The organism is Paenibacillus artemisiicola, from assembly GCF_017652985.1.
Taxonomy (GTDB): Bacteria; Bacillota; Bacilli; order Paenibacillales; family Paenibacillaceae; genus Paenibacillus_Z; species Paenibacillus_Z artemisiicola.
In genome coordinates, this window is sequence record NZ_JAGGDJ010000025.1 from 1 (window position 1) to 18,842 (window position 18,842).

Annotated in this window: 16 protein-coding genes, 16 tRNA genes, 1 rRNA gene and 1 pseudogene; 31 read left to right on the plus strand and 3 right to left on the minus strand. The window is 61.9% G+C overall.

Annotated features, from left to right (window positions below; genetic code table 11):
• The 24 genes from I8J29_RS22125 to I8J29_RS22240 form a co-directional block, all read left to right on the plus strand.
• Window positions 1-119 (plus strand): 23S ribosomal RNA (locus tag I8J29_RS22125); the annotation flags it as partial.
• An 84-nt stretch (window positions 120-203) separates the two neighbouring features.
• Window positions 204-279: transfer RNA gene (locus tag I8J29_RS22130), tRNA-Asn, on the plus strand.
• A gap of 5 nt (window positions 280-284) precedes the next feature.
• Window positions 285-375, plus strand: a tRNA-Ser gene (locus I8J29_RS22135).
• A 5-nt stretch (window positions 376-380) separates the two neighbouring features.
• Window positions 381-455: transfer RNA gene (locus tag I8J29_RS22140), tRNA-Glu, on the plus strand.
• 76 nt (window positions 456-531) lie between these two features.
• Window positions 532-607 (plus strand) — tRNA-Val (locus I8J29_RS22145).
• 21 nt (window positions 608-628) lie between these two features.
• Window positions 629-705, plus strand: a tRNA-Met gene (locus tag I8J29_RS22150).
• 40 nt (window positions 706-745) lie between these two features.
• Window positions 746-822, plus strand: a tRNA-Asp gene (locus I8J29_RS22155).
• A gap of 14 nt (window positions 823-836) precedes the next feature.
• Window positions 837-912 (plus strand) — tRNA-Phe (locus I8J29_RS22160).
• 30 nt (window positions 913-942) lie between these two features.
• A tRNA-Thr gene (locus tag I8J29_RS22165) sits at window positions 943-1,018 on the plus strand.
• 5 nt (window positions 1,019-1,023) lie between these two features.
• Window positions 1,024-1,108 (plus strand) — tRNA-Tyr (locus I8J29_RS22170).
• An 11-nt stretch (window positions 1,109-1,119) separates the two neighbouring features.
• A tRNA-Trp gene (locus I8J29_RS22175) sits at window positions 1,120-1,193 on the plus strand.
• Between the two features lie 17 nt (window positions 1,194-1,210).
• A tRNA-His gene (locus I8J29_RS22180) sits at window positions 1,211-1,286 on the plus strand.
• A 24-nt stretch (window positions 1,287-1,310) separates the two neighbouring features.
• Window positions 1,311-1,385 (plus strand) — tRNA-Gln (locus I8J29_RS22185).
• 6 nt (window positions 1,386-1,391) lie between these two features.
• Window positions 1,392-1,466: transfer RNA gene (locus I8J29_RS22190), tRNA-Gly, on the plus strand.
• Window positions 1,467-1,476: 10 nt separating this feature from the next.
• Window positions 1,477-1,550, plus strand: a tRNA-Cys gene (locus I8J29_RS22195).
• A gap of 14 nt (window positions 1,551-1,564) precedes the next feature.
• Window positions 1,565-1,641: transfer RNA gene (locus tag I8J29_RS22200), tRNA-Arg, on the plus strand.
• 8 nt (window positions 1,642-1,649) lie between these two features.
• A tRNA-Leu gene (locus I8J29_RS22205) sits at window positions 1,650-1,731 on the plus strand.
• Window positions 1,732-1,919: 188 nt separating this feature from the next.
• Window positions 1,920-3,203, plus strand: a complete 1,284-nt coding sequence (locus tag I8J29_RS33905; protein ID WP_208849662.1) for a M48 family metallopeptidase — start codon at window positions 1,920-1,922, stop codon at window positions 3,201-3,203.
• A 296-nt stretch (window positions 3,204-3,499) separates the two neighbouring features.
• Window positions 3,500-3,790: a LiaF transmembrane domain-containing protein gene (locus I8J29_RS22215; RefSeq protein ID WP_090641049.1), complete on the plus strand. Its 291-nt coding sequence runs from the start codon at window positions 3,500-3,502 to the stop codon at window positions 3,788-3,790.
• 52 nt (window positions 3,791-3,842) lie between these two features.
• Window positions 3,843-4,541, plus strand: coding sequence for a PspA/IM30 family protein (locus tag I8J29_RS22220; RefSeq protein ID WP_208849663.1), 699 nt, complete (start codon window positions 3,843-3,845; stop codon window positions 4,539-4,541).
• Window positions 4,538-5,029, plus strand: a complete 492-nt coding sequence (locus I8J29_RS22225; RefSeq protein WP_208849664.1) for a PspC domain-containing protein — start codon at window positions 4,538-4,540, stop codon at window positions 5,027-5,029. The genes I8J29_RS22220 and I8J29_RS22225 overlap by 4 nt, the downstream gene beginning before the upstream one ends.
• 2 nt (window positions 5,030-5,031) lie before the next feature.
• Entirely contained in the window at window positions 5,032-5,718 is a 687-nt protein-coding gene (locus I8J29_RS22230; RefSeq protein ID WP_208849665.1) for a PspA/IM30 family protein, read from the plus strand.
• A gap of 105 nt (window positions 5,719-5,823) precedes the next feature.
• Entirely contained in the window at window positions 5,824-6,969 is a 1,146-nt protein-coding gene (locus I8J29_RS22235) for a sensor histidine kinase (protein WP_240546401.1), read from the plus strand.
• Window positions 6,926-7,603, plus strand: coding sequence for a response regulator (locus I8J29_RS22240; protein WP_090641059.1), 678 nt, complete (start codon window positions 6,926-6,928; stop codon window positions 7,601-7,603). The genes I8J29_RS22235 and I8J29_RS22240 overlap by 44 nt, the downstream gene beginning before the upstream one ends.
• A 408-nt stretch (window positions 7,604-8,011) precedes the next feature.
• On the opposite strand, the gene mobB is transcribed toward I8J29_RS22240, so the two are convergent.
• Entirely contained in the window at window positions 8,012-8,551 is a 540-nt protein-coding gene (mobB, locus tag I8J29_RS22245; RefSeq protein WP_208849666.1) for a molybdopterin-guanine dinucleotide biosynthesis protein B, read from the minus strand.
• A 586-nt stretch (window positions 8,552-9,137) separates the two neighbouring features.
• Here mobB and I8J29_RS22250 point away from each other — a divergent pair.
• Window positions 9,138-10,478, plus strand: coding sequence for a molybdopterin molybdotransferase MoeA (locus tag I8J29_RS22250; RefSeq protein ID WP_208849667.1), 1,341 nt, complete (start codon window positions 9,138-9,140; stop codon window positions 10,476-10,478).
• A gap of 65 nt (window positions 10,479-10,543) precedes the next feature.
• A pseudogene (locus I8J29_RS22255) lies at window positions 10,544-10,648 on the plus strand (hypothetical protein); the annotation flags it as partial.
• A gap of 2 nt (window positions 10,649-10,650) precedes the next feature.
• Here the strand turns inward: I8J29_RS22255 and I8J29_RS22260 are convergent.
• Together I8J29_RS22260 and I8J29_RS22265 are read right to left on the minus strand one after the other, a co-directional pair.
• Window positions 10,651-11,991, minus strand: coding sequence for a hypothetical protein (locus I8J29_RS22260; protein ID WP_208849669.1), 1,341 nt, complete (start codon window positions 11,989-11,991; stop codon window positions 10,651-10,653).
• Between the two features lie 262 nt (window positions 11,992-12,253).
• On the minus strand, window positions 12,254-12,667 hold the full coding sequence (locus tag I8J29_RS22265; RefSeq protein WP_208849670.1) for a hypothetical protein: 414 nt from the start codon (window positions 12,665-12,667) through the stop codon (window positions 12,254-12,256).
• 118 nt (window positions 12,668-12,785) lie between these two features.
• Here I8J29_RS22265 and I8J29_RS22270 point away from each other — a divergent pair, with 118 nt between their 5' ends.
• The 5 genes from I8J29_RS22270 to I8J29_RS22290 all read left to right on the plus strand — a co-directional run bounded on the left by I8J29_RS22270 (window position 12,786) and on the right by I8J29_RS22290 (window position 18,808).
• On the plus strand, window positions 12,786-13,595 hold the full coding sequence (locus I8J29_RS22270; protein WP_208849671.1) for a YwmB family TATA-box binding protein: 810 nt from the start codon (window positions 12,786-12,788) through the stop codon (window positions 13,593-13,595).
• A gap of 136 nt (window positions 13,596-13,731) precedes the next feature.
• A complete protein-coding gene (zwf, locus tag I8J29_RS22275) occupies window positions 13,732-15,279 on the plus strand; it encodes a glucose-6-phosphate dehydrogenase (RefSeq protein ID WP_338113262.1) in 1,548 nt (515 codons plus the stop codon).
• Between the two features lie 45 nt (window positions 15,280-15,324).
• Complete coding sequence (locus I8J29_RS22280) at window positions 15,325-15,954, plus strand: cyclase family protein (RefSeq protein WP_208849673.1); 630 nt, start codon at window positions 15,325-15,327, stop codon at window positions 15,952-15,954.
• Between the two features lie 19 nt (window positions 15,955-15,973).
• Window positions 15,974-17,560: a peptide chain release factor 3 gene (locus I8J29_RS22285; protein ID WP_208849674.1), complete on the plus strand. Its 1,587-nt coding sequence runs from the start codon at window positions 15,974-15,976 to the stop codon at window positions 17,558-17,560.
• 177 nt (window positions 17,561-17,737) lie between these two features.
• Complete coding sequence (locus I8J29_RS22290; RefSeq protein WP_338113263.1) at window positions 17,738-18,808, plus strand: LacI family DNA-binding transcriptional regulator; 1,071 nt, start codon at window positions 17,738-17,740, stop codon at window positions 18,806-18,808.
• Window positions 18,809-18,842 lie beyond the last annotated feature (34 nt).

Below are 18,842 nucleotides of genomic sequence, written 5' to 3' on the forward strand. Positions count from 1 at the left end.
TCAAGATGAGATTTCCCAGTATGTAAGACCCCTTGAAGACGACGAGGTAGATAGGTTCGAGGTGGAAGCGCAGCAATGCGTGGAGCTGACGAATACTAATCGGTCGAGGGCTTATCCAAGGTACATCTTTTCAGCTAAGCAAGACCCTTCGCAAAGGTTCGTATCCAGTTTTCAGGGTGGCAAATACCTGAATTGAATATTATTCCCTGATAGCTCAGTTGGTAGAGCACTCGACTGTTAATCGAGTTGTCACAGGTTCGAGTCCTGTTCGGGGAGCCATTAATGGAGAGCTGTCCGAGTGGTCGAAGGAGCACGATTGGAAATCGTGTATACGTTAACCGCGTATCGAGGGTTCGAATCCCTCGCTCTCCGCCAGATAAGGCCCGTTGGTCAAGTGGTTAAGACACCTCCCTTTCACGGAGGTAACAGGGGTTCGAGTCCCCTACGGGTCACCATTTTGTCCAAATTGTTCAAAAAAGACTTGCATTGAGCATGACTGATAAGCTATAGTATTACTTGTCGCTCAAATGCGGAGGCTTAGCTCAGCTGGGAGAGCATCTGCCTTACAAGCAGAGGGTCGGGGGTTCGATCCCCTCAGCCTCCACCATAATAGTAACATTAATAATGACGCGGGGTGGAGCAGCTCGGTAGCTCGTCGGGCTCATAACCCGAAGGCCGCAGGTTCAAATCCTGCCCCCGCAACCAATTTACCTTCGGTTTACTACCGAGGACTAGCCTATAATGTGGAGCCGTGGTGTAGAGGCCTAACATGCCTGCCTGTCACGCAGGAGACCGCGGGTTCGAATCCCGTCGGCTCCGCCATTATAACCATGTCAGGCTCGGTAGCTCAGTTGGTAGAGCAGAGGACTGAAAATCCTCGTGTCGGCGGTTCGATTCCGTCCCGAGCCACCATTCAGACAAGCTATGAACGACGCATCAATTGCCGGTGTAGCTCAATTGGTAGAGCAACTGACTTGTAATCAGTAGGTTGGGGGTTCAAGTCCTCTCGCCGGCACCATTCTTGGAGGATTAGCGAAGTGGCCAAACGCGGGAGACTGTAAATCTCTTCCTTCCAGGTTCGGTGGTTCGAATCCATCATCCTCCACCACTTTATTATTTAGGGGCATAGTTTAAAGGTAGAACAGCGGTCTCCAAAACCGTTAGTGTGGGTTCAATTCCTGCTGCCCCTGCCAATTTCATAAGTTGTATGGCGATCGTGGCGAAGGGGTTAACGCACCGGTTTGTGGATCCGGCATTCGTGGGTTCAAGTCCCATCGGTCGCCCCATTTCAACTTAAATTTCAAAAGTGTTGGGGATTAGCCAAGCGGTAAGGCAACGGACTTTGACTCCGTCATGCCTAGGTTCGAATCCTAGATCCCCAGCCATTTTATGCGGAAGTGGCTCAGCGGTAGAGCATCGCCTTGCCAAGGCGAGGGTCGCGGGTTCGATTCCCGTCTTCCGCTCCATTTTTTGTCTGGCGCCATAGCCAAGTGGTAAGGCAGAGCTCTGCAAAAGCTTTACCCCCAGTTCGAGTCTGGGTGGCGCCTCCACCATTTTTTATTTTGTGCCCTTAGCTCAGCTGGATAGAGCGTTTGACTACGAATCAAAAGGTCAGGAGTTCGAATCTCTTAGGGCACGCCATCAAATAAGCCGGTGTGGCGGAATGGCAGACGCGCGCGACTCAAAATCGTGAGGGAAACCGTGGAGGTTCGAGTCCTCTCACCGGCACCAACTTGTGAAATCAAAACGCTTTAAAATAAACGTTGATCGGTCTATGCCGATCAACGTTTTTGTTTTATCTTTAGATGGCTGCGTGCGACAGGCTTTACTGACCCTTCATAAGATCTTGCTATTCGGCGCTTTCCTTTTCCTGTAAAATGAAGAGGAACTCGATATTATCGTCAAGGGAGCGCGCGTAGGTGCAAGCAGAAGCGACTGTAAGTCAAACCGATGAAACGTATCAAGCCTGTCCGTCATGCGGCAGGCGCATCCCGGCACATGCGAACTATCGTTCCTGGTGCGAGTGCGGATGGAATTTGGAGCCGTCAGACCAGGACGCGCCCCAAGGTCGTATTGAGGCGACGTACCTCAAGCTTGGCCAGCGTATAGGCAAGAAATTGCTGCAGGACATGATACAGGATTCGGATGCGCAGGGGAAGTTATTTAGAGGCAGGCTGCTGACGAACCTGTTCTCGGGGCTTGTCCATGCCGTGACGGCGGCTCTGTTGATAGGCTGTTGTTACTTGATCGTCAAGGGCATGCAAGGTTATTACTTCTTTTATTTGCTGGCAGCGGTGGTGGCGTTAGCCGTTTGGTTCTCCATGCCTCGCATTCCCAAGCTTTCCTATGACGGCATTCTGCTGTCCCGACAGGAATACGCCGCGCTTTATGCGCTCGTCGACGAAATTTGCGAAGAGATGCGGCTGCCGCGAATCGACGGCTTGATCCTCGACCATCGGTTTAATGCTTCGTATGCGCAAGCGGGCTGGCGCATGAAACGCTACGTAACGCTCGGGTTGCCGTTGTTCGGGATTTTGGATCGGGAAGAAAGGATCGCCCTGATCGGGCATGAGATCGCGCACGGGGTCAATCGCGATGCGCGTCGCTCTTTCTTCACGTTATCCGCTTACCGTACGCTGATTCGATGGCATGACCTATTGAATCCTCAAGATTCGTTAATCTTGGAACGGAACTGGGCGGTATTCCTTTCAAAAAACGTACTTAAGCTGTTATCCTACATTCCGCTGTACATGGCCGTCGGTTTCATTCACCTATATTATTACGAGTCGCAGCGAGCAGAATATTTGGCGGATGCGTTGAGCGCGGAGATGAGCGGTACCGAAGCGATGATGCGTCTTAATGACAAGCTGTACGGCGAACAGACGTTCAGTATGGCGCTGCAGCGGTATGTGCTTAATGGGCAGCAAGGCAGCTTTTTCGAGGCCTATAAAGCGATAGCGCTAGCAATGCCTGAACGCGAACGAGAACGAATTCGCCGCGTGGAACTGCTGGAAGGCTCCAGACTCGATTATACGCATCCCCCGGGCGCCTACCGGATTCAGTTTCTGCAGCGGCATTATCGGTCGTCGGCTAAGGTCGCTCTAACCGACGAGCGATCGGACCGGATCGAGGCCGAGCTCAAAAAGGCGGAGCCTCGAATCGAAGCGAGGATGATTCAGGATTTTCAGGCGTCGCTCTACTAAGCATTCATAACCTCTGCCTGTGAAACGGAGCGTCTCACGGGCTTTTTTTTGTAGGATTTGGCAGGGGCGGCCAGCCTGCGCGAAACAGCGGACCTGGCGGGTTTCTCGAGTCGTAGACGCGTTCGGTCTAAGGGTCTGCGAGCACCCCGCCTGAGGTCTAGGGTCAAATACCGTCGCGGGTCCGTTTTGGGAAATCCGAAAACAACCTAGAATAAGGACATAAGCAAGAAACGAAACATCCGCAAGACCAGTACGTAAAGCAAGGAAAAGCGAAAAACGAAAGGCGGTGACAAAACATGGGGAAAAATGCACTGGGCGCATTCTTGGTCGTCATTGGCGGTTTGATGGTGATGAAGTTTCTCGGCATTCACCTGGGCTGGATCGTCGGCCTGCTGATGCCGTTCATCCTGATCGGCCTCGGCGTGGTCGGCGTTCGCAACAACAGCAAGGTGATCGGTTCGATCCTGATCGTCGTAGGCGGTCTGATGCTGCTGCCGAAACTCTTCGGCCTGCTCTCGCTGCTGATCGCGATCGGCTTGATCGTGTGGGGCGTGGCAATGTTCAAAAATCGCGAGAAACGCGTCTAAGGCTAACGGCACTAATCGTCATTGAACGTTCGGAACGAAGGAGGATCAGGCAATGAGCATTATGCGGAGAGTAAGGGACATGACGGTCGCGACGCTGAACGAGCGGTTGGAGAAAGCCGAAGATCCCGTCAAGCTGATCGACCAGTTTCTCTGGTCGACGCGGGAAGAGATCATTCAGGCCGAGAAGCTGTACCAGCAAGTGAACGGACACGGCAATCATTTGAAGGCCCAGTGGCTGCAAGCGGAGCAATTGAAGGAGAAGCGCGAGCAGCAAGCGATCATCGCCCTTAAAGCGGGCGAAGAGCACGTCGCCCGCATCGCGCTGATGGAAAAGGCATCGAGCGAAGAGCGCGCCACGCAATACCGGGAGCTTTACGAGCAAGCGGCGCAGAACGTCAGAGAGCTGGAAGAACAGCTTCGGGAGCTGCGCAGCGAATATCAGAGCGTGTACGACAAGCGGGAGTATTTCGCGGCACGGATGGAGTCGCTCCGTCTGCAGCAGCGGCTGAACGAACGTTATGCGCAAGGCGGCGTGTTCAACAATGCGCCGGGTCAGCAATCGGCCGGCATCTTCCGGCGGCTCGACGACCGCCTGAACGATATGGAACTCGAAGCGCGCAGTCTGCGCGATCTCCGCAAAGCCGGGCAGGAATGGGTGAGCGGAGCAGGACAAACGCTGCAATCCAGCATTGAACGCGAAATGGAGCAATTGAAGCGGAAACTGCAGCAGGAAGGATGGAAATCGCAATGAAGAAGCTGTATCGATCGCGACGCGACAAGAAGCTGTTCGGCCTCTGCGGCGGGCTCGCCGAAATGCTGAACGTGGATGCGACGCTCGTTCGGATTCTCCTGATCGTCGTCACGGTCTTTACGAGCGGCGCATTGATTCTGGTATACGTTTTGGCCGGTCTGGTCGTACCGAAAAATCCTTACGATTTCGGCGGCGGATACGGTCCCGGCGCCGGCGGATTCGGCGGCGGCTGGAGCAACAACCATCACAACGGTCATTTCGGCGGCAATCACTTCGGCGGGCACAACAATTACGGCCAGGGCAGCACGTACGGCAGTTCGTACGACGGCGCATCCGGACCGAGCTGGCAAAAGCCGCCCGCTCAAACGCAGGCGACCCCGCCTTCCAATATCGATGCCATGATGGAAGACCTGGAGAAACGCGCATTGAAGAAGGAAATCGAAGAGCTCCGCGCAAAACTGGCTAAACACGAGAAGGGAGATGTTTAACAATGAGTATTTTCAAACGGATGAAAGACATGACGAAAGCGTCCATTCACGAACTGCTCGATAAAATGGAAGATCCGGTCGTCATGCTGAACCAATACCTGCGCGACATGGAGGCCGAGATCCACGCGGCGGAACTGACGGTCGCGAAGCAAATGGCCAACGAGCGCCGCATGCTGCAGCGGTTGGAAGAGGCGACGAGAGGCGGCGCGGACCGCGAGGCGAAAGCCGAGACGGCGCTCCGTTCGGGGCAGGAAGAGCTGGCGCGCAAGCTGCTGGAAGAGAAGCTTTTCTTCGACCAGAAGACGGTCGAATTCACGGAGCTGCACGCGAATGCCAAAGCGCAAGCCGAAGAGCTGATGGGTCAGCTGCACGGCATGAAAGACGAGTACTACCAGCTCCGCAACAAGCGCAACGAGCTCGCCGCCCGCGCCCAAATGGCGAAGGCGAAGAAGCAAATGGCGCAAGTCACCGCGGTGCACACGATCGAAAGCGGCAACGCGTCGCGCGGCTTCGGCCGGATGGAAGAGAAGATCATGCAATTGGAAGCGGAGGCGGACGTCATGCGCGTGCCCTTCAACTCCTACAACCGTCCGGCATCGGCGGCACCGGTCGATCCTTCGAAGCAACTCAAGGTGGAAGAGCAGCTGCAGGCGCTCAAAAACCGGCTGAACCCGCCGTCCGCCGAATAACGCTTGGCAACATACGTCCATGCGATGTGCCTTGGTCGATGCGCTTCAACGGCATCGGCCACTGGCATGTTTTCGCGCGTTCATACATAGGGAGGAGGAACGGCCATGAGCGAACGAACGCCCGAACCGGAACGCGAAGAGGCGCAAGAACAGAACGACATGTTGACCGCGCCCGTCAAACGGAGCGAAACGCCGGTCGGATTTCGGGGCCAAGGGCCGGATCCGCAGATCCCGGCTGAAGCGAAACGCAAAAACGCGGCGGAAACCGTGCTTTGGCTGTTCGTGATTTTGGGTATAAGCGTGCTGGTGCTCCAGGGCACCGGATACGTGAAGCTGTTCGCGCTGCAAAGCAAGGCGGCCTTGATCGGATTATCGGTCATTGCGGCTGCGCTCGTGCTCGCGGCGGTGTATAGTTATCTACAGGGGATGAAGCTCCGCGCGGCGCTGAAACGGCTGGCCGAGCAGCAGCGGCGCAAACGCCAGCGCGTGACGCTCCCGGCGGAAGTCAACGAAGACGATGCCGAAGAAACGCTGTCCGCGGAAGACGAGGCGTGGACGGAGCAGGTCCGGTTCACGGCGGTCATCGAGGAGCGTCAGCGTCTCGCGCGCGAGCTGCACGATGCCGTCAGCCAGCAGCTGTTCGCCATCTCCATGACGGCGACCGCGGTCAGCCGCACGCTCGAGAAGGACTGGGAACGCGCCAAGCGGCAGGTCCAGCTCATCGAGGAGATGGCGTCCGTGGCGCAATCGGAAATGCGCGCGCTGCTGCTGCATCTGCGGCCGGTCCACCTGGACGGCAAGCATCTCAGCCAGGCGCTGCACGGGCTCGTGGACGAGCTGAAGCAGAAGGTGCCGATGGCGATTACGCTGGAGGCCGACGTGGCCGTGAAGCTCGGGGCGGAAGCGGAGGATCATTTGTTCCGGATCGCCCAGGAGGCGCTGTCCAACTCGCTGCGGCATTCCAAAGCGGACCAGCTGAACATTTATTTGCAACAAGCGGGGGCGTACGTACGATTGACGGTGCAGGACAACGGCGTCGGGTTCCACGCCGAGGAGAAGAAGCAGACGTCGTACGGCTTGCTCACGATGGAAGAGCGGGTAAACGAATTGGGCGGCTCCATGAAGCTCATCACGTCGCCGGGCAACGGGGTCGTCATCGATATTTGGGTGCCGTCGGCAGCACCGGATGGAGGAGGAATTTCACCGAATGGAAGCGATCGAACGAATGGACAGCATCGAGCAGCCTATTAAGGTCTTGTTGGTCGACGATCACGAAATGGTGCGGATCGGGCTGGCGGCCGTGCTGAATACGGAGGAAGGCATCGAAGTCGTCGGGGAAGCGAGCAACGGCCAAGAGGGCATTCGCCTCGCGCAGGCGTACCGGCCGGACGTCGTGCTGATGGATCTCGTCATGGAAGGCATGGACGGCGTGGAGACGACCCGGCGGCTGCTGGAGCTGTATCCGGACTGCAAAGTCATCGTGCTCACCAGCTACCTGGACGACGGGAAAATGTATCCGGTCATCGAGGCGGGCGCGTTCAGCTATCTGCTGAAAACGTCGCGCGCGAACGAAATCGCCGAAGCAATCCGCGCCGCGTCCCGCGGGCAATCCGTGCTGGAGTCGCAGGTGGCGGCAAAAATGATGAACCGGTTCCGCCAGCCGAAGCCGGACAACGCGAAGCCGCTGCACGACCAGCTGACCGAGCGCGAAATGGACGTGCTCAAGTGCGTGGGCCGCGGCTTGTCCAACCAGGAAATCGCGGATGAGCTGTACATCGGCATCAAGACGGTCAAGTTCCACGTGACGAATATTTTCGCGAAACTGGGCGTGGAAGACCGGACGCAGGCGGCGATTTACGCGCACAAGCACGGATTGGCGGAGTAAGAAAGGCTGCGGGGAGCAACCCCGCGAGAGGCAGTATATTTCCAGCCTTCGGTTTTTATGGACGGCTGAAGCCGCCGGCGGTGTCGCGTCGAATCTGCGGATGAAATCGAGAGTGATCGGTTGCGGCGAAGGCAGGCGGATGAACCCGCGAGCGATCGGTTGCGGCGAAGGCATGCGGATGAACCCGCGAGTGACCGGTTGCGGCGAAGGCATGCGGATGAACCCGCGAGTGAGCGGTAACGGCGAAGGCAGGCGGATGAAATCGCGAGTGATCGGCTGCGGCAAAAGCCGGCGGTGGTGAAGCGCATGGAGGGTTGCGGCGAAAGCAGACTGCAACCGAGAGATGGCGCGGTAGGAAAGGGCCCGAAAGGAGCGCACGGACGAACGTGAGCTGTTTTCGGGCCCTTTTTAGCGCTCGCGGGCAGGGATACGCGCGAAGACGGCTTGCGCGATGGCGTCGTCCTCCGCGAGGTCGTAGACGGGGACGGCGATCGCCGGCCTTAGGGCGGCGGCTCCCGGCCAGACGACGGCTAGCAGCGGGTTCGCGAGCATGAGCAGCTCCCTGTCCTCCGGCGAACGCAGCAGGATAAGCTTGGGATGCTCGGCCTGCTTGAAACCTTCGACCAGCACGACGTCCAAATGCCGCATATGCGCGAGTAGCACGGACAGCGGTTCGGGGCCTTTGCTGAGGATCGCACTGCCTGACAAGGAGCTAATCGCGGTCATGTCGGCGCCGGCGGCCTGGTGCTTCCACGTGTCCGTGCCCGGCCGGTCCATGTCGAAGTCGTGGACGTCGTGTTTGACGGTGCCGACGCGATAGCCCGCGTGCTTGAGGCGCGCGACGAGCTTGGCGGTCAAGGTCGTTTTGCCGCTGTTCTTGTATCCGACGAGCTGGAGCACGAACGGGATGCGGTCCGCCGATGTCCGGTCGGGAAAACGGTCGAGCATGCGGGGTCTCCTTTCTAGAACGATGAGGATGGCGGTCCGCCGGTCGTCGGGAAGGTTCATAAAGCGTATCCACGGCCCGGCCGGATTCTGCTACAATGATAAGAACATGATAAGCACCCGTGACGATCGTGTAAAGGATTGGGCCGAAGTCGAGGGATGAACCGCGTTCGGAACGGCTCGAGAGCCGGCACGGGCAAGGAATGACGGAAACGAAAAAGTCGGACAGGCGGATGGACGCAAGGTGTGCCGCGTTCGGAACGGCTCGAGAACCGGCACGGGCAGGGAATGACGGAAACGAAAAATCGGACGGTCGGATGGACGCAAGGTGTGCTGCGTTCGGAACGGCTCGAGAACCGGCGCGGGCAGGGAATGACGGAAACGAAAAAGTCGGACGGTCGGATGGACGCAGCGTGTGCTGCGTTCGGAACGGCTCGAGAGCCGGCGCGGGCAAGGAATGACGGAAACGAAAAAATTCGGACGGTCAGATGGACGCAGGGTGTGCTGTGTTCGGAACGGCTCTGATCGTCGGTGGTATGGGAAGCGAATGAACGAAAATCGTCGGGCGGATGGACGCAGCGGAGGTCGCATGAACGAGAGGCAGGAGGAGGCGCGGTTTCGCAGGCGCGCCGTGAAAGTAGACGACGCGATGGAGATGGTCATCGCGGCGGCCGTTCCGGGGCGGCGGGAAACCGTGCCGCTGTGGGAGGCCGGGGGCCGGCGGTTGGCGGAGTCGGCGGCAGCGACGACGGACTGGCCGCCTTTCGCGCGGGCCGGACTGGACGGATTCGCCGTCCGCAGCGCGGATACGGCGCTAGCGTCGCCGGGCTCGCCGGCGATGCTGCGCGTCGTGGACGCCGTCGCCGCCGGCGAGATCGCCTCGGCGGACGTGGCGCCGGGCACGGCCGTCCGCATCATGACGGGCGGCGCGGTGCCCCCGGGGGCGGACGCCGTCGTCATGCTGGAGCAGACGGCGGACGCCCGCCTGGACGGGCAAGCGGCGGTGCGGGTGAAGAGCGCCGCCCGGCCCGGCCAGAACGTCGCGCCGCGGGGCGAGGAGTTCCGCCGCGGAAGCGTGTTTGCGGGGCCAGGCGAGCTGCTGCGGCCGGGCCATGTGGCGCTGCTCGGCACGTTCGGCTATGCCGCCGTGCCGGTGTACGCGCGGCCGCGCGTCGCGGTGCTCGCGACCGGCGCGGAGCTGTTGCCGGTGGAGGCGCCGCTTGCGCCGGGGCGCATCCGCGACAGCAACAGCGCGATGGTCGCCGCGCTGATCATGCAAAGCGGCGGCGTGCCGGTCATGCTCGGCCGCGTGCCGGACGAGCCCGAAGCGGCGGCGCGGGCCGTCGCGGACGCGCTGGCGCGATGCGACATGCTGATCACGACCGGCGGCGTGTCGGTCGGGGATTACGACGTCATGGCGACGCTGCTTCGCGGCCTCGGGCCCGTGGAGGCGGCGGCTGAAGGAGAAGCGCAGCAGCTTCAGCCTCAGTCACGGCTGTCGCCGCAGTTGCCGCCGGACAGCCGGCTGCTGTTCAACAAAGCCGCGATGCGCCCGGGCGCGCCGACGTCGGCCGCGGTCGTCTCCGGCAGGCTGCTCCTCGCCTTGTCGGGCAATCCCGGCGCCTGCTTCGTCGGCTTCGAGCTGTTCGCGCGGCCCGCGATCGCCCGCCTGCAGGGGGCATCGCCGGAGCAGGCGCGGCCGAAGCAGGCGACGGCCAAGCTCGTCGGCGGCTTCGCGAAAGGAAGCCCGCACGAGCGATTCGTGCGGGCGCGGCTCTACGCCGAGAACGGCGTGCTGTACGCCGACCCCCTCGCGTTCGGCAAATCGAGCATGCTGGCGTCCATTCCTTCCGCCGACGGGCTAATCCGCCTGAAACCGGGCGCGTCGGGCGCCGCGGAAGGCGAGATCGTCGACGTCATCCTGCTGTGACGCTACAGCACGGCATCGACCCGCAAGCCGTTTAACGCCGACGGCATCCGCGGCGCGGAGTCGGCGCCAGCATGCTGGCGTCCATTCCCTCCGCCGACGGGCTGATCCGCCTGAAACCGGGCGCTTCGGGTGCCGCGGAAGGCGAGATCGTCGACGTCATCCTGCTGTGACGCTACAGCACGGCATCGACCCGCAAACCGCTTAACGCCGACGGCGACCGCGGCGCGGCATCGGCGCCATATTGGGCAAAGGCTAGAAACAAGCCGCCGTTCAGATCGAGCAGCGCGTCGAGCGGCCGACGCCGCCACCCGTCGATCTCGTCCGCCAGCGCGGCGGCAAAACCGCCCGGCCCGGCGATGCGCCGCAGGCTCTCCGCCATCTCCGAGGCTCCGAACGACGCGCGCAGCTCGGCTTCGTCCACCCGCCACGCGCCGGCGGACGAGCGCCGGAATCCGGCTGCTCCGGCGCCGGCCTGCGCCAGGACGTCATCGATCCGCCGCATCGGCTCCGGAAGAAGGGCGCCGCCGGCGCGGACGTGCAGTTCGCGCAGCGCGTTGGCACCGGCGGCCACCCGGTGCAGCCGTTCAGCCAGCGGAGCGAGGTCGCGCTCGACCCTGACGTTGACGCGGGAGCCGAAGGCCGCCGCCTGCTCGAGATCCAGGACGGCGCCCAGGCGCGGGAGCGGCACCGCATTGGAGCCCGAGACCTTCGCGGCGCCGTCGTCGATCGCATAGACGGCATCGGAAGCGGGCCGCGCGATCCGGCCGATGCCGAGCGCGTTGACGAGGCTGCTTCCCGGCTCGTCCGTCGGCTCGAACGCGTTCGCCGTCCCGGTCGCCGAGGCGGTCAGCGCGAGGCGGACGAACCCCTCCAGCGGAGCCTCCTGCATGGCGGCCGCGACGCCGGAGCACGCGGCATGGACGGCATCGCGCAAGCGCAGCGCGACGTCCGCGTTCGTATCGCCGAGCCGGACCGCGATCGTTAGCGCGGCCGCCGCCTCGGTTGACCCGCGGCGGATGCGCAGGCCATGCTGGCCGGGACGGACCACGGACGGCGCGTCCGCGACAAGATCGAACCCTAGGTTCAACTGGGGCCGCGCGACGGAATGGATGCGGACCTCGAAGCGGCCGGTCGCCGCGCCGGGCTCGGCCCGGCCGACGGCCGCGCCTTCCGCGGCGACGATCCGCCGCGAATCCGGCCGCGACGGAAACCGCTGCGTCAGCGCCTCAAGCGCCGCGCGGAGCTCCCCGGCTTCGCGCAGCCACGCGGCGGCATGCTCGGCGGCCGCGCGCAGCGCCGCTCCGGCGCCGCGCGGCAAAGCAGCCGGCAAGTCCAAGAGACCGGCCGGTTTCGCGCGTTTGACGGACGCGGCCTTGCCTCCTTCTTTTCCGCGGTGAGGATAGCCTTCCTCCCATGCATGCGGATACATCGCGTATCGTTCCAACGGATAAATCGGCTCGTCATTCGGGCGAACGGCCTCGCTGACGGGCGAAACGGCGTAAGGCATGACCAAGGACATCGCCTCCGGCAAAGGATTGTGCTATGCTAAACATAGCAGATTACACGGCAATAACACTAGACGCTTACGAGAAATTTCTCCTCGGAAACGGGGCCAATTCGAGCCATTCCGCGATAACCCTCCCGGCTCGGACCGCATGATCCATATTGTTTCAAGACGCATGTCCCTAACACAGGCGCCGAGCGGACTCGGACAAGCCGTCCGCATGCGAATGCCCGAGTCCGCGGCGGCAGGCTCGGGCGGCGCGAAGGTTTGTTTAGATGAGCAGGAACAGGAAGGCGAGCGCGGCCAAATCGAACGCGAGCACATCGCCGCCGAAACCAAAGCCTCCGTACCAGTCGCCGTAGTAGCCGTAGGGGTCGTAAGGGTAATAGGCCTGCGTCTGCGCGGCGCCCGTCGTCTTGGACTCGGCAGCTGCGGCGGCTTTCCCCTTTTTCTGCTTTTTGCTCTTCTGATTCGTCACCTTGCCTTTGTGGACGCCCGAGGTCGCCTGTCCGCCGAGGCCGCCTTGGCCGTCGGCAGTCGCGGGACGCTCGTTCAGCACGATGCGCCCTTCGTGGCAGCGGCTCAGGATGCCGTAATGGCGCTGTCCTTCGTTCGTCACTACGCAGACGGGCATACCGCAAAAGCGTTTGATATTCTCCTCGTGAAGCGGATAAATTTGTTCCATCGCTTAGTTGACACCTCCCCTAAGTAGACCTGTGACAGTGTATTCACCCAGAGGCGGATGCGTATGGATATTTACCCAAATCGCCCCGCAAAGAACGGGCACAAGGAGTGGATCACCGATGGCAGAAGGGTCCATGACGCCGGTCCCCATCCGGAAAACGAAGCGCGGGCGGCGCCCGCAAATCGGCGTGCTTGCCGCGCTTCTCGTGCTCGCCGCTGCCGCCGCGTGGGCGATCCTGCGGGGAAACGGAGACGACGGCGCGTCCGCCGGGCCGCTGCGCGCGGATTTCGAAACGGTGTGGCGCTGGAGCGACGCGGCATACGCCGGCGGCGCGGGCGGGGCCGCATGGTCGTTTCGCTGGGACGGGGCTGCGGACCTTAAGGCGGCGAACGATTTCGCCTCGGCGCTGGGCTTCAAGCTGAGCGGCCGCTTGAACGCGGACGGCGGGCCGGTCGACGTCGTGGCGTCCGATCCCGACTATAAGCTGACGCTGTGGGTGCGCTCGCAGCCGGCGAAGGACGGAGCGCGCCAGGGCGATCCCCGGTATGACGTGGTGCTGCTGCTGGATGCGGCGGGTCAAGCGGAACGGAGCGTCATCGGCGCGGGGATCGCCAGGGTGGAGAAGGCGATGCGGGCAGCGTCGGACCTGGAGCTGCGCGGCGGATTCACCGTCAAGGGCCGGCCCGCGGCGGAGGGAGCGGGCGCGCGCGTCGCGAAGGCGGCGGAGGCCGAGGAAACGGAAGCCTACGACGACGGGAACACCAGCAGCTTGACGTACTACAGCGGGGCGCTCGGAAGCCGGGTGCTCAGCGGTTCGAAGCCCGTGAACCTGCAGATCGCGGAGTCGCGCGGCACGCCCCGGACGGGGGCGGAATTAATTATCGGCGTTCCACTCATAACCGGGGATTATACGATGCAAGCTAAGTGAGCGCCCCCCAAGCGGCACGTGGGTTTTTCGCCCGGGACGAATAGCTTCTCCAAGCCCGTTATGCTACACTACATTAAAACGACGCGTGTCAGCGGTGCCAAAAAAATACATAGAAAGAATGAGGGACATGACCGACGTGAGCAAACACGATTCCATCGCCGCCGAAGGTGCGGTATATTATTTGTTCGGCGCGACCGGCGACCTGGCGCGCCGCAAGCTGTTTCCCGCGCTGTTCAGCCTGTATAAGGAAGGCAAGCTGGCCGAAGACTTCGCCGTCGTCGGCCTCGCCCGCCGGCCGCGCACGAACGAGCAGTTCCGCGCGGACCTGCTGGAGTCGATCGGCGAATTTTGCCGGTACAAGGCGGACGATTCGCAGCAGTGGGAGCGATTCGCCTCGCATTTCGTATACATGTCGCTGGACATCAACAACGTCGACGGTTTCCGCGAGCTGGCCCGCCTGACGGCGGACTTGGACGTCAAGTTCGACATTCCGGGCAACCGCCTGTTCTATCTGGCGCTCGCGCCCGAGCTGTTCGGGCCGGTGTCGTTCAACCTACGCGACGGCGGCATGCTGGAGTCCAAGGGCTGGAATCGGCTCGTCATCGAGAAGCCGTTCGGTTACGATCTGGAATCGGCGCGCAAGCTGAACGCGCAGCTGAGCCAGGTGTTCAAGGAAGAGGAGATCTACCGGATCGACCATTACCTGGGCAAGGAAATGGTGCAGAACATCCAGGTGCTGCGTTTCGCCAACGCCTTCTTCGAGCCGCTCTGGAACAACAAGCATATCGCCAACGTGCAGATCACGTTGTCCGAGACGGTCGGCGTCGAGGAGCGCGGCGGCTATTACGACAAGTCCGGCGCCCTGCGCGACATGGTGCAGAACCACATGATGCAGATGCTGGCGATGATCGCCATGGAACCGCCGAGCCGGCTGCACCCGGAGGATCTCCGCGACGAGAAGGTCAAGGCGCTTCGCTCGCTGCGTCCGTTCGCTTCTTCGGAGGAAGTGAAGGCGAACGTCATCCGCGGCCAGTATGCCGGCGGCGAGCTGAACGGCAAGCCGCTCAGCGGCTACCGCGAGGAGGATTCCGTGAATCCGCAGTCGGAGACCGAGACGTATTTCGCGGCGCGCGTCCACTTGGACAATTTCCGCTGGGCGGGCGTGCCGTTCTACATCCGGACGGGCAAGCGGCTGCCGGTCAAGACGACCGAGGTCGTCGTCGAGTTCAAAAACGTGCCGGATAACATCCTGTTCGCTCATCGTCACGATCTGGCGCCGAACCTGCTGGTCATCCGAGTGAATCCGATGGAAGGCATCTACATTAAAATCAACGCGAAGAAGCCCGGCGTCGACAACGTCGTGCAGCCGGTTTCGATGGAGTTTTGCCAAAGCTGCATGATCGGCATCAATACGCCGGAGGCCTATGAACGCCTGCTGCATGACGCGGGACGCGGGGAATCGACGTACTTCACCCGTTGGGACGAGGTGGCGGAGGCTTGGGCGTTCGTGGACCGCATCGCCGAAGCGTGGCGCGGCAACAGCCCGGCGCTCGAATTGTATCCCGCGGGCTCGTGGGGGCCGGCGCGCGTCGAGCAGCTGCTGGCCGAGGACGGCTTCCATTGGTGGCCGGTCAACGGACAGGCGGAGGACAACGTCATCTGGATCTCCGGCGGGCCGAAATGAACGGGCCGTCGTCTTGCGCGGCGATGAGCCCCGGAGGATGCGGCGATGTTTAGGATTTACGATATCTCGATGACGATCGAGCCGGCTATGCCGGTGTACAAAAACAAAGAATCGAAAATGCCGAAGATCACGAACGTGGCCTGCCACGAAGGCGGCGAGGCCGTCTACGAATCCCGTCTGGACCTGGACGCGCACGTCGGCACGCACGTGGATGCGCCGCTGCATATGCTGAAGGACGGCGACGCGATCGAGACGATCGGCCTGGAACAGCTCGTGGGCATGGCCCGCGTGGCGGACCTGACGCATTGCGCGGAAGCCGTCACGCGGGACGACCTGGAGCCGCTCGGGCTGCAGCGCAACGATTGGGTGCTGATGAAGACGCGGAATTCTTATGCGGACGCGTTCGAGCCGGACTTCGCGTACTTGCGGGAGGACGGAGCGAGGTACCTGATCGAGCTCGGCGTCCGCGGCGTCGGCACGGACGCGCTGGGCATCGAGCGGGGCCAAATCGGGTATCCGACGCACCGCGCGCTGTTTCGCAACAACATCGTGGTCGTGGAAGGCTTGCGCCTAAAGGACGTCGCGGCCGGCAGCTACTTCATGGTCGTCGCGCCGCTCAAGCTGGCCGGGGTCGAAGCGGCGCCGGCGCGGGCGTTTCTGATCGGCGGCATTTAAAGGGACGAAGGGAACAGACATGAGCAAAACGATTACGGACGAAATCAAGCAGGAAGTCGAGAAACGGCGCACGTTCGCCATCATTTCTCACCCCGATGCGGGGAAAACGACGCTGACGGAGAAGCTGCTCCTGTTTGGGGGCGCGATTCGCGAAGCGGGCTCCGTCAAGGCGCGCAAAGCGAGCCGCCACGCGACGAGCGACTGGATGGAGATCGAGAAGCAGCGCGGCATCTCCGTCACGTCGTCCGTCATGCAGTTCGATTACAGCGGACACCGCGTCAACATTTTGGATACCCCGGGCCACCAAGACTTCAGCGAAGACACCTACCGGACGCTGACGGCCGCGGACAGCGCGGTCATGCTGATCGACGTCGCGAAGGGCGTCGAGGCGCAGACGATCAAGCTGTTCCAGGTGTGCAGCAAGCGCGGCATACCGATCTTCACGTTCATCAACAAGCTGGACCGCGAGGGCCAGAATCCGTTCGAGCTGATGGAAGAACTCGAGCGCGTGCTCGGCATCCGGGCGGTTCCGATGAACTGGCCGATCGGCATGGGCCGCGAGCTGTGCGGCGTCTATGACCGGATGAAGAACCAGGTCGAGCTGTTCCGGGGCAACGACCATTCCACGATCGAGGTGCAGAAGGTCGAGGACTACCATGATCCGCATATTCGCGAGATGGCCGGCGATTATCTGACCGATCAGCTGATCGCGGACCTGGAGCTGCTGGATGTGGCCGGCGACCAGTTTGACTACGAGAAAGTGCGCGCGGGCGAGCTGACGCCGCTCTTCTTCGGCAGCGCCGTCAACAACTTCGGCGTGCAGACGTTCCTCGAGAACTTCCTGCAGCTAGCGCCGGCGCCGACGCCGCGCCAAAGCACGTCCGGACCGGTCGATCCGATGAGCGAGAAGTTCACCGGCTACGTATTCAAGATCCAGGCGAACATGAACCCGGCGCACCGCGACCGGATCGCGTTCCTGCGCATCTGCTCCGGCCGCTTCGAGCGCGGCATGAGCGTGCGCCACGTGCGCAACGGCAAGGACATCAAGCTGTCCCAGCCGCAGCAGTTTCTGGCCCAGGACCGGGATATCGTCGAGAACGCGTATCCGGGCGACATCATCGGCCTGTTCGATCCCGGCATCTTCCGGATCGGCGATTCGCTCGCGCAGGGCGGCAACATCGTGTTCGACGAGCTGCCGACGTTCTCGCCGGAGCTGTTCGCGAAGGTGACCGTCAAGAACGCGCTGAAGCATAAGCAGTACCAGAAGGGCATCGACCAGCTGACGGAGGAAGGCACCGTGCAGGTGTTCCAGTCCACCGGCAACTTCGACGAGACGATTCTCGGCGTCGTCGGCCAGCTGCAGTTCGAGGTGTTCGAGCACCGGATGCGTTCGGAATACGGCGTCGACATCATGCTGCACCGGATGCCGTTCCAATTCGCGCGCTGGATCGTCGACGACAAGATCGATCCGTCCAAGTACCGGATCAACTCGACGCTCGTGAAAGACAAGAAGGATAATTACGTCGCGCTGTTCGAGAACGAATACGCGATGCGCACCGCCATGGAGAAGAACCCCACCTCCAAGTTTTTGGAGATGGCGCCCTAATAACCAAGCAGGCCCCGCGTCCGGCGAAGTCGGATGACGGGGCTTTTTTCGCTGGGCCGGGCCGAATGGCCGACGGATAAGGAACGGGAGCGCCAGTCCGAAAGGCTTGCCGTTCTTTTCCGCGATTCGACGCGATTCGCCGTTGACAACCAGGTGCCGCCGTGAGAGAATGTACGCGTGTACATTCTAGATGATGCAGAACGGGAGCGAGGACCTATCCGTAAAAAAGTCGCTGAGCTTGCCGGCGTTTCGGAGGCGACGGTTTCGCGCGTGCTTAGCGGCGTCGGGTCGGTCAAGCAGGAAACGGCGAAACGGGTGCTGGAGGCGGCGGAGCGGCTGAATTACGTGCCGAGCGCGCTCGCGCAGCGGTTTGCGCTGCGCAAAAGCGGCAATCTGGGCGTCATTCTGCCGATGCTGCCGAAGGTCAACCTGTTCTCGACGTATTATTTCTCCGAGGTGCTGAGCGGGATCGGGATCGCCGCCAAGCGGCGCGGGTACGATCTGCTGCTGCTGTTCCGCGAGCCGGAGGAGCCGCGGGATTACGCGAACCTGTTCCGGACGCAGAAGATCGACGCCTGCATCCTCATCGGCGCGCAGGACGTGCCGTCCGAGCGCGAGGCGCTGGCGGAGCTGAAGGAAGGGCACCATCCCTTCTGCCTGGTCAATCAGCGGTTCGGCGGCGAAGCCTACAATTCCGTGGATGCCGACCAAGGCGCGGGCCTGCGCGAAGCGGTTCGCCATCTCTTGGCGCGGGGACGCCGGCAGATCGGGTTCCTGAACGGGCCGGCGGTCTATTCCAACAGCCGCGACCGGCTGGACGCGTACCGGGAGGCGCTGGCGGAAGCCGGTGCGGCGTACGAGCCCGAGCGGGTGCTGCTCGGCAACTACAGCCGCAAGACCGGTTACCTGCAAGCGAAAGCGGTTGCAGACCTCGTGCGGGCTGGCCGGCTGGACGCCGTGATCGCCGCGAACGACCGGATGGCGATCGGGCTGCTGCAGGGCTTGAAAGAGCTCGGCATCCGCGTCGGCGACGAGCTCGCGCTGATCGGCTGCGACGATTCCGACGTCGTGCGCATGACGGACCCGCCGCTGTCCTCGATTCGCGTGCCGTTCTTCGACATCGGCCGCGAAGCCGCCGAGCGGCTGCTCGACGCCGTCGCGAACCCGGCGGACGCCGCTCCGTTCGACGTCAAGCTGCCCGTCGAGCTGATTGAACGCGCTTCCTCCATGCCCGACGGCACGACCTGAACTGAAGATTGTTCCAGCTATTCTATTCAACCCA